The following is an 8,022-nucleotide window of genomic DNA, read 5'->3' on the forward strand; positions in this document are numbered from 1 at the left end:
GGTCAGGACCCGCCGGCGAGGACGCGGCCGACGAGCTCGCGTACCCGGGTGACGGCCTCGGGGACGGCGGCGGCGACCGGCTCGCTCAGGCCGATGCCCTCCTCGACGGTGCCGGCCCGGCAGCCGACGACGTAGGTCGTCGGCAGGGTGCCGCCGAGGCGTTCGAGGTTGGCGAGCATGGCCGCGGGGTGCATGCCGTGCGCGTCGTACTCGCCGTCGCCGAGGTCGTCCGCGCTCACCTCCAGCACCACCAGCTGACCCGGTGAGTCCGCGGACGGCAGGGCGTCGACGAGCACCAGCGTGTCGTAGGAGTCGAGCAGGTCGTAGGCCAGGTGCATGCCGCGGATGCCGTAGTCGGCCACCTTCACCCCGGGTGGCAGCGTGCCCTGACCGGTCAGCCGGCGCACGACCTCGGGACCGAAACCGTCGTCGCCGAGGAAGAAGTTGCCGATCCCGGCGACCAGGACCCGCGCCGTGCGCCCCTCGTCGCCGGTCACATCGAGCGGATCTTGAGATACCGCTGGATGTCGGGCATCGCCCGCACGACCACGACGGCGGCGAACACGGTCACGGCCGCACCGACGGCCGTGGTGATGATGCCGATGGTTCTCACGATCGGTTCTCCTCCCCGGCCGCCGGGGCGGCCGCCGGTAGCGGTTCGAGCTCCTCGGGTGCGAAGTAGAAGTAGCGGCCGTACCAGTCGTGCAGGTCGGCGGCGGGATCGTCGACGAGCACCAGGGCGACGTGCACGCCGCCGTCGACGTCGCCGAGCACCGCGGTCACCCGCGCCACCCGGCCGGCGAAGAAGATGTCCTGCGCGTCCGCCCGCCGCGACGGGTGCACCCGGACCAGGCTGCCCTTGGCGACGGGCACCCCGTCGATCAGCACCACGTCGGTGTCCGGGTCCGCCCGCGCGTCGGCCGCGGGATCCCACCAGGGTTCCGGGTCGCGCCGGACGCCGTGCAGTTGCCGCAGGTCGGCGTCCGGCATGGTGTCGCAGCGGTCGATGATCGCCGCGGCCCGGGGGTCGGTCGAGCGGGCCTCGGCCTTCTCCGCGGGAGTCATGGTCATCACCCGCAGCGTGAGGATCTCGTCGATCTCGGTGGAGTCGAACAGCGCACCGGGGCTCTGCTCGGCGATCCGCGGGTGGTCGTACAGGATGATCGGCGCGCCCATGACGACGTCGTGCGAGCCCTCGGGTCCGGCGAGGACCGGCCAGCAGCGGCGCTGGCGGCAGCGCCCGGCCGCGGCGGCGGCCGCCGGCGGCGGCTCCAGCAGCGAGACGAACGCGCCGTCGTACGCCTCGATCAGCAGGTGCGCGCCGATCAGCGAGGACCGGATCGCGGCGTCCTTGCCGGCGACCGTCTCCGGATGCTCGTTGCGCACCTCGACGGTCAGCCGCACGTAGCCGCCGTCGGCGTCGGCGCGGGTGCGCAGCCGCGCGGTCAGCGGCCACCGGCGCCGCACGATCCGGCCGGCGGGGGTGCCGTCCGGGGCGGTGACCGGATCCGTCTCGCACCCGCCGGGCACCTCGACGGCGACGTCCGCCGCCCGGCCGATCGGCGCCGCCGGTACGGTGATCTCCCGCTCGACGGCCTCGTCCCAGCTCAGCAGCGTCGCGCCGGCGACGGTGAGCTCGCCGACCGGCAGGTGTGACCCGTCCGGTTCGCGGCGCTGCACCTCGCGGGACTGCAGCTGCAGGAAGCGCAGGTGGATCCGGACGCCCGCGGCGTCGCCCGGGTCGAGCAGGCACTGCATCGCCATGTCGGGCGCCTCGGCGAAGGCGGCGGCGGTGGCCCGCGGCGGCCCGAGGACCCCGAACTGCCAGCGCGACCGGTTCTTCGCCGCGCTTTTCCGGTACGGGTAGAGCAGGTAGCCCTCGTAGAGCACCGCGTCGGCGACCGCGCGCACCGTCTCCATGCTCATGTCGCCGCGCCGCCGAGCAACTTCTCCACGGTCTCCTCCCAGCTGGTCATGCCGTGCCGGGCCCGGTAGGCGGCCAGCCGGGACAGCACCTCGGCGTCCAGCCGCAGCCAGCCGGTGTTCGGGAAGTACGTCGAGATCATCTGCCGCCACACGGCGACCGGCAGGTCGTGGCGGGCCTCGCTGTCCCACGGGATCTGCTCCACGCCGAACCCGGCGTCGCCGCGGGTGAACACGGTGCCCGAGAAGAGCAGGGTGAGCGGCACGTCGCCCGCGTCCAGCGCGTGCAGATACCGCGCGCCGATCACATCGAGGTCGTACGTGCACGGCAGGGCGACGTCGACGTCGGTGCGGCCGGTGAAGCCCTGCACCGTGGTGTTGCACTGCATCCACAGGAACGGCTTCAGGGTCTCGCCCCACCGGGCGTGCTCGCCGAACAGCCCGCGCAGGTCCTGCCGCTCGCCCTCGTCGTAGCCGCGGTGCCGCGGCTCGATGCGCACCTGGCAGCGCAGCGCGATCGCGTGGATGCGCAGGCCCGTACCCTCGTCGATGCGCAGCCGCGCGGTCAACTGCGGCGCGGCCGCATACGGCTCGGCGAACACGTCGAGCACGGAGAACTCGAAGGCACTCATGACATCGCCTCCGCTGGCGCTCCGGCGATGCCAAGAGCTCGACGCTGAGCTGATGATTCGCTCGCAAGCTCGCTCATGACATCGCCTCCGCTGGCGCTCCGGCGATGCCAAGAGCTCGACGCTGAGCTGATGATTCGCTCGCAAGCTCGCTCATGTCGGCGCCGGGCGGCTGCGGGCGCGCACGCCGGCGAAGAAGCCGTCGATGTGCGCGTGTGCCTCGGCGCCGCCGTCGAAGCCGCGCCACAGCTTGCGCAGCTGCCCGACCAGCTCGTAGCAGGCGTCGATCGGCACCACGAAGCAGTCCTCGCCGGGGCGGCGCACCAGCAGCGCCTCCACGTCCGGCCGGAGCACGGCCAGCCGCGGGCTCTGCGCGACGATCCGGTCCCAGGCCGCCAGCGGCAGCTCGGACTCGGTGGCGCCGGCCGGCCCGGGGTAGAAGGCGACCATCCGCCGCTGCACCGAGTTGCGGAACAGGAACGCGAGGCCCACCGGTATCTCGAGTTCGTCCCAGGTCCGGCCGTCGACCGCGGTGCCGGCGAAACAGAGGTACCGCTCCGGAACCGACCGGTAGTGCAGGGCCGCGCCGGCGTCGGCGAAGAGCAGGTAGCAGGGCCGGCAGGCGCACATCAGCGCCCGGCTCTGCAGGTCGACCACGTGCGCGTGCGCCGCGGCGATCGGCTTCGCGCACATCTCGCAGCGCTCGCCGTCGGCGGGCACCGGCCGCGACCGGGTGACCCGGCGCAGCGCGGCCAGCGGCACGCCGCCCCGCCCCGGCCCGGTCATGACGCGACCGGCGCGATGCGGGAGAAGAGCGCGGATACCGGGATCACCGAGCCGCCGGCCGGTGCCGCGGGCTCCTCGACCTCGATCGCGGTGACCTCCGGCGCGGCCGCCTCGATCGCGGCCTCCACGGCGAGCCGCGCGGCCGCCGACCCGCAGCCGTCGCCGCCGGGCATCCGCAGCCGGACCACCCCGTCGGCGCCGACGCCGAGCAGTTCCACGCCGTCGCCGCGCGCTCCGAGATCGGCCAGCGCCTGCTCGATCCGGCTCTCCACCGGGTACGGGTGCAGGCCGTGCACCAGCAGCAGGCTCGCCACCAGGTCGTCGCCGGCGAGCGCGTCAAGCACGTCGTCGGTCAGCGCGCCGTGCTCGTGCGCGATGTCCAGCAGCCGCGTCAGGCCGGCGCCGTAGAGGTCGGCGACGAGCCGGACCAGCTCCTCGGCGCGCTCGCGGGCGACCGTGCCGCCGGCGGCGCTCGCGGCGATCAGCGCCTCCACCCGGTCACCGGCCGCGCGCCAGTCCGCCTCGCTCACGACGCACCGGCGGACTGCGTCGGCGAGTGCAGCAGCTCCAGCTTCTTGCCGCCGCCGAGATACATGTGCACGCCGCACGGCAGGCACGGGTCGAAGCTGCGCACCGTACGCATGATGTCGATGCCCTTGAAGTTCTCCCGGTCGTTCTCCTCGAAAATGGGCTGGCCCTGCACGGCGTCCTCGTAGGGCCCCGGCGTGCCGAAGCTGTCGCGGGGGTTGGCGTTCCACGGCGTCGGCGGGTACGGGTGGTAGTTCGCGATCTTTCCGTCGCGGATCACCAGGTGGTGCGAGAGGACGCCGCGCACGGCCTCGGTGAAGCCGCAGCCGATGCCCTCGTCGGGCACCTCGAAGCTCTCCCAGGTCTTGGTGCGCCCGGCCCGGATCTCCACCAGGGCCTTCTCCGCGAAGTGCAGCGCGCAGGCGGCGGCGTACGCCTGGAAGTAGGTGCGCGCCCGGTTACGCTCGATGGTGTTGCTCCAGCGCGGGATCTTCCACTCGAACTCGACCGGGCCCTTGAGCGCGGTCTTCGGCAGATTGATCTTCACGCTGCCGCCGGTCGACTTGACGTAGCCGATGTCGACCAGCCCGGCGAGCGCGGTGACCCAGAGCCGGGCCAGCGGCCCGCCGCCGGTGTCCAGGGCGAGATAGTCCTTGCCGTCGAACCAGCGCGGCGACATGACCCAGCTGTACTTGTCGTCCAGGTCGCGCTTCTGCGGCCGGGGGTTGGTGTGCTGGTTCCACGGGTGCCGCCGGTCGACGGGGTTGCCCAGCGGGTCGTGCGTCACGAACATCTCCTGGTCCTCCCAGTCGTCGTAGTACGACGAGCCGAGCAGGATCCGGATGCCCAGGTTGATTTTGACCAGGTCGGTGGTGATGAGCTTGCCGTCGACCACGATGCCCGGGGTGACGTACATCTTCCGACCCCAGTCGGTCATGTCGGCGTACTTGAAGTTGCAGTGCTCGGGATCCTGGAACGAGCCCCAGCAGGCGAGCAGGATGCGCCGGTTGCCGACCTTCTCGTAGCCGGGCAGCGCCTGGTAGAAGAAGTCGAACAGATCGTCGTGCATCGGCACGACCTTCTTCATGAACTCGACGTAGCGCATCAGCCGGCTCAGGTAGTCGGTCATCAGCTGGATCGTCGCGACGGTGCCGACGCCGCCCGGGTACAGCGTGGAGGGGTGCACATGGCGGCCCTCCATCAGGCAGAACATCTCCCGGGTCATCCGGCTGACCTGAAGCGCCTCGCGGTAGAACTCGCCGGTGAACGGGTTGAGCGAGCGCATGATGTCGCCGATGGTGCGAAAGCCGTGCTCGCCGGCGTGCGGTGACTCGGTGCGGTTGGCCATCTCCAGCACGCCGGGGTTGGTCTCGGCGACCATCTTCTCGCAGTAGTCCACCCCGACCAGGTTCTCCTGGAAGATGTTGTGGTCGAACATGTACTCCGCGGCCTCGCCCAGGTTGACGATCCACTCGCCGAGGTGCGGCGGCTTCACCCCGTACGCCATGTTCTGCGCGTAGCAGGAGCAGGTCGCGTGGTTGTCGCCGCAGATGCCGCAGATCCGGCTGGTGATGAAGTGCGCGTCGCGGGGATCCTTGCCCTTCATGAAGATCGAGTAGCCGCGAAAGATGGAGCTGGTGCTCTTGCACTCCGCGACGATCCGCTGCTTAAAGTCGATCTTCGTGTAGATGCCGAGGCTGCCGACGATGCGGGTGATCGGATCCCACGCCATGTCGACGAGTTCGGTCTTGCCGGCCGTGTGGTCACGCCGGTCCTGCGTCGCCGTCATGACGCCGCCTCTCCGTTACCAGGTGCGCTGTGCGCCGGTGGTCAGCTTCCGGCCGGGGCGGCGCCACTTGGGCTCCCGGTCGAGGGTGTGCGTGGTGAGCTCGCGGAGCCGGCGGATGGTCGCTCCATAAGGGCCGATCACGGTGGTGGAGAAGTGGCCGCCGGGCGGCTCGTCCATGAACGGCATGAACTTGTCGGGGAAGCCGGGCATGGTGCAGCCGATGCAGATGCCGCCCACATTGGGACAGCCGCCGACGCCGTTGATCCAGCCGCGCTTGGGCACGTTGCACTTGACCACCGGGCCCCAGCAGCCCAGCTTGACGATGCACTTCGGCGAGCCGTACTCCGTGGCGAAGTCGGCCTGCTCGTAGTAGCCGGCGCGGTCGCAGCCCTCGTGCACCGTCTGGCCGAACAGCCAGGTCGGGCGCAGCGCGTCGTCCAGCGGGATCATCGGCGCCTGGCCGGTCGCCTGGTAGAGCAGGTAGGTCAGCGTCTCGGAGAGGTTGTCGGGCTGGATCGGGCAGCCGGGCACGCAGACGATCGGTATGCCCGCCTTGGACTTCCACCCCCAGCCGAGGTAGTCGGGCACGCCCATCGCGCCGGTCGGGTTGCCGGCCATGGCGTGTATGCCGCCGTAGGTCGCGCAGGTGCCGACCGCGACGACAGCGGTCGCCTTCGGCGCCAGCCGATCGAGCCACTCGCTGGTGGTCATCGGCTGCCCGGTCGCGGGGTCGTTGCCGAATCCGCACCAGTAGCCCTCGTCGTGCAGCCGCTCGTTGGGTATCGAACCCTCGACTACCAGGACGAAGGGCTCCAGCTCGCCGCGGTCGGCCCGGAAGAACCACTCCAGGAAGTCGTCGGCGCCGCCGTTCGGCCCGCACTCGAAGTCGATCAACGGCCAGTGCACGGCGACCCGGGGCAGCCCGGGCAGTGCGCCGAGCGCGATCTCCTCGATGCTGGGCTGGGTCGCCGCGGTGAGTGCGACGGAGTCGCCGTCGCAGCTTAGGCCGGCATTGATCCACAATATGTGGATCAGTGTGTCAGCCGCTTTCAGTGCTTCCGTTGAAGGCATGAAAACTGCTTTCCGGGGCCGGGGAGGAGGCCCCTGTGACACAGGAGTGCTCACCTGACACACTAGTGGGCCGGTGTGCGAATATGTCAACGCCGATGATTCGATCCGGCCGGGGCGGGGCCACATTGCATGAATTGTCGATCACCCAGAGCGTCGTCGACGCGGTCTGCGAGCGCGCCGGTTCGCGCACCGTCCACAGCGTGAAAGTCGAGGTAGGAGCGTTGACGGCGGTGGTGCCCGATGCCATGCGATTCTGCTTCGACCTCGCGGTGGAGGGCACCGTCGCCCAGGGCGCGCGGCTCGAGATCGTGCCCCGCCCGGGGGTCGCCCACTGCGGTGATTGCGGCACCGACTTCGGGCTGGAAGATTCGATCTTGTTGTGCCCCTGCGGCAGCGCCGACGTCCGGGTGACGGCCGGTCGCGAATTGCGCATCCTTTCCATGGAAGTGGGCTGAAAATGTGTACCACCTGCGGCTGCGGAGAAACACATAATCACCCGAAAGAGATCAACCATTCGCACGAGACGATCACCCTCGAGCAACGGGTCCTCGCGAAGAACGACGCGCTGGCGCGGGCCAACCGCGACCGGCTCGCCGCCCTCGGCATCCACGCCGTCAACCTGATGAGCTCACCGGGCGCGGGCAAGACCACCCTGCTCGAACGCACCATCCGAGACACGGCGGGCCGCCGGCCCGTCGCAGTGATCGAGGGCGACCAGGAGACACCGCTGGACGCGGACCGCATCCGGCGAACCGGCTGCGCGGTCGTACAGGTCAACACCGGCGCGGGCTGTCACCTCGAGGCAAACATGATCGCCGAGGCGCTGGACACCTTGAACCCGGCGCCGGGCTCGCTGCTGTTCATCGAGAACGTCGGCAACCTGGTCTGCCCGGCCCTGTTCGACCTCGGCGAGAACGGCAAGGTCGTGATCGCCTCGGTCACCGAGGGCACCGACAAGCCGCTGAAGTACCCGTACATGTTCGCGGCAGCCGACCTGGTCCTGATCAACAAGACGGACCTGCTCCCATACGTCGACTTCGACCTCGCCGCCTGCCGCGCGCACATCAAGGCGGTGAATCCGGCGGCGCGGGTGCTGGCCGTCTCCGCGACCACCGGCGAGAACCTGGAATCCTGGTACACCTGGCTGGACGCGCCTCTCGCTCGCACCTGACGGTCTGGCTCGGTGGGTGGCCTCTTTGGTTGCGCTTGGACGGGCGGGGGCCGGGGGGGGCCCCCCCCGGGGGGGGGGCCGGTGTATTGCCCGGGGCGGGGCCCCCCCCCCCCCCCCCCGGCCGG

General features: G+C 70.7%; 10 protein-coding genes. 2 read left to right on the plus strand and 8 right to left on the minus strand.

Annotated elements, in window-relative coordinates; translation table 11 throughout:
• Positions 1-2 precede the first annotated feature (2 nt).
• The 8 genes from ACIBSW_RS16310 to ACIBSW_RS16345 all read right to left on the minus strand — a co-directional run bounded on the left by ACIBSW_RS16310 (position 3) and on the right by ACIBSW_RS16345 (position 6,678).
• Positions 3-497: a hydrogenase maturation protease gene (locus ACIBSW_RS16310; protein ID WP_354729262.1), complete on the minus strand. Its 495-nt coding sequence runs from the start codon at positions 495-497 to the stop codon at positions 3-5.
• Positions 494-613: a DUF6893 family small protein gene (locus tag ACIBSW_RS16315; protein ID WP_404799347.1), complete on the minus strand. Its 120-nt coding sequence runs from the start codon at positions 611-613 to the stop codon at positions 494-496. The genes ACIBSW_RS16310 and ACIBSW_RS16315 overlap by 4 nt, the downstream gene beginning before the upstream one ends.
• Positions 610-1,926: a hypothetical protein gene (locus ACIBSW_RS16320; protein ID WP_354729261.1), complete on the minus strand. Its 1,317-nt coding sequence runs from the start codon at positions 1,924-1,926 to the stop codon at positions 610-612. Before ACIBSW_RS16320 ends, ACIBSW_RS16315 begins: the two co-directional genes overlap by 4 nt.
• Positions 1,923-2,555, minus strand: coding sequence for a DUF6084 family protein (locus ACIBSW_RS16325; protein ID WP_354729259.1), 633 nt, complete (start codon positions 2,553-2,555; stop codon positions 1,923-1,925). The genes ACIBSW_RS16320 and ACIBSW_RS16325 overlap by 4 nt, the downstream gene beginning before the upstream one ends.
• A gap of 150 nt (positions 2,556-2,705) precedes the next feature.
• Entirely contained in the window at positions 2,706-3,338 is a 633-nt protein-coding gene (locus ACIBSW_RS16330; protein ID WP_354729257.1) for a DUF5947 family protein, read from the minus strand.
• The gene (locus tag ACIBSW_RS16335; RefSeq protein ID WP_354729255.1) at positions 3,335-3,868 is read right to left on the minus strand and encodes a hypothetical protein; all 534 of its coding nucleotides are present in this window, start codon (positions 3,866-3,868) and stop codon (positions 3,335-3,337) included. Before ACIBSW_RS16335 ends, ACIBSW_RS16330 begins: the two co-directional genes overlap by 4 nt.
• Positions 3,865-5,655, minus strand: a complete 1,791-nt coding sequence (locus ACIBSW_RS16340; RefSeq protein WP_354729253.1) for a nickel-dependent hydrogenase large subunit — start codon at positions 5,653-5,655, stop codon at positions 3,865-3,867. The genes ACIBSW_RS16335 and ACIBSW_RS16340 overlap by 4 nt, the downstream gene beginning before the upstream one ends.
• 15 nt (positions 5,656-5,670) lie before the next feature.
• A complete protein-coding gene (locus ACIBSW_RS16345; RefSeq protein WP_354729251.1) occupies positions 5,671-6,678 on the minus strand; it encodes a hydrogenase expression protein HypE in 1,008 nt (335 codons plus the stop codon).
• 182 nt (positions 6,679-6,860) lie between these two features.
• On the opposite strand from ACIBSW_RS16345, the gene ACIBSW_RS16350 reads away from it, so the two are divergent.
• Together ACIBSW_RS16350 and hypB are read left to right on the plus strand one after the other, a co-directional pair.
• Entirely contained in the window at positions 6,861-7,181 is a 321-nt protein-coding gene (locus tag ACIBSW_RS16350) for a hydrogenase maturation nickel metallochaperone HypA (RefSeq protein WP_354729250.1), read from the plus strand.
• A 2-nt stretch (positions 7,182-7,183) separates the two neighbouring features.
• Entirely contained in the window at positions 7,184-7,897 is a 714-nt protein-coding gene (hypB, locus tag ACIBSW_RS16355) for a hydrogenase nickel incorporation protein HypB (RefSeq protein ID WP_354729249.1), read from the plus strand.
• The last annotated feature ends 125 nt before the right edge of the window (positions 7,898-8,022 follow it).

It is taken from the genome of Actinoplanes sp. NPDC049668 (genome assembly GCF_044465445.1).
Lineage (GTDB): Bacteria > Actinomycetota > Actinomycetes > Mycobacteriales > Micromonosporaceae > Actinoplanes.

Excerpts from the sequence above, each read along its gene's own strand:
- ACIBSW_RS16320 (WP_354729261.1), bottom strand. The coding sequence starts at position 1,926 with ATGAGCATGGAGACGGTGCGCGCGGTCGCCGACGCGGTGCTCTACGAG.
- ACIBSW_RS16325 (WP_354729259.1), bottom strand. The coding sequence starts at position 2,555 with ATGAGTGCCTTCGAGTTCTCCGTGCTCGACGTGTTCGCCGAGCCGTAT.
- ACIBSW_RS16330 (WP_354729257.1), bottom strand. The coding sequence starts at position 3,338 with ATGACCGGGCCGGGGCGGGGCGGCGTGCCGCTGGCCGCGCTGCGCCGG.
- ACIBSW_RS16340 (WP_354729253.1), bottom strand. The coding sequence starts at position 5,655 with ATGACGGCGACGCAGGACCGGCGTGACCACACGGCCGGCAAGACCGAA.
- hypB (WP_354729249.1), top strand. The coding sequence starts at position 7,184 with ATGTGTACCACCTGCGGCTGCGGAGAAACACATAATCACCCGAAAGAG.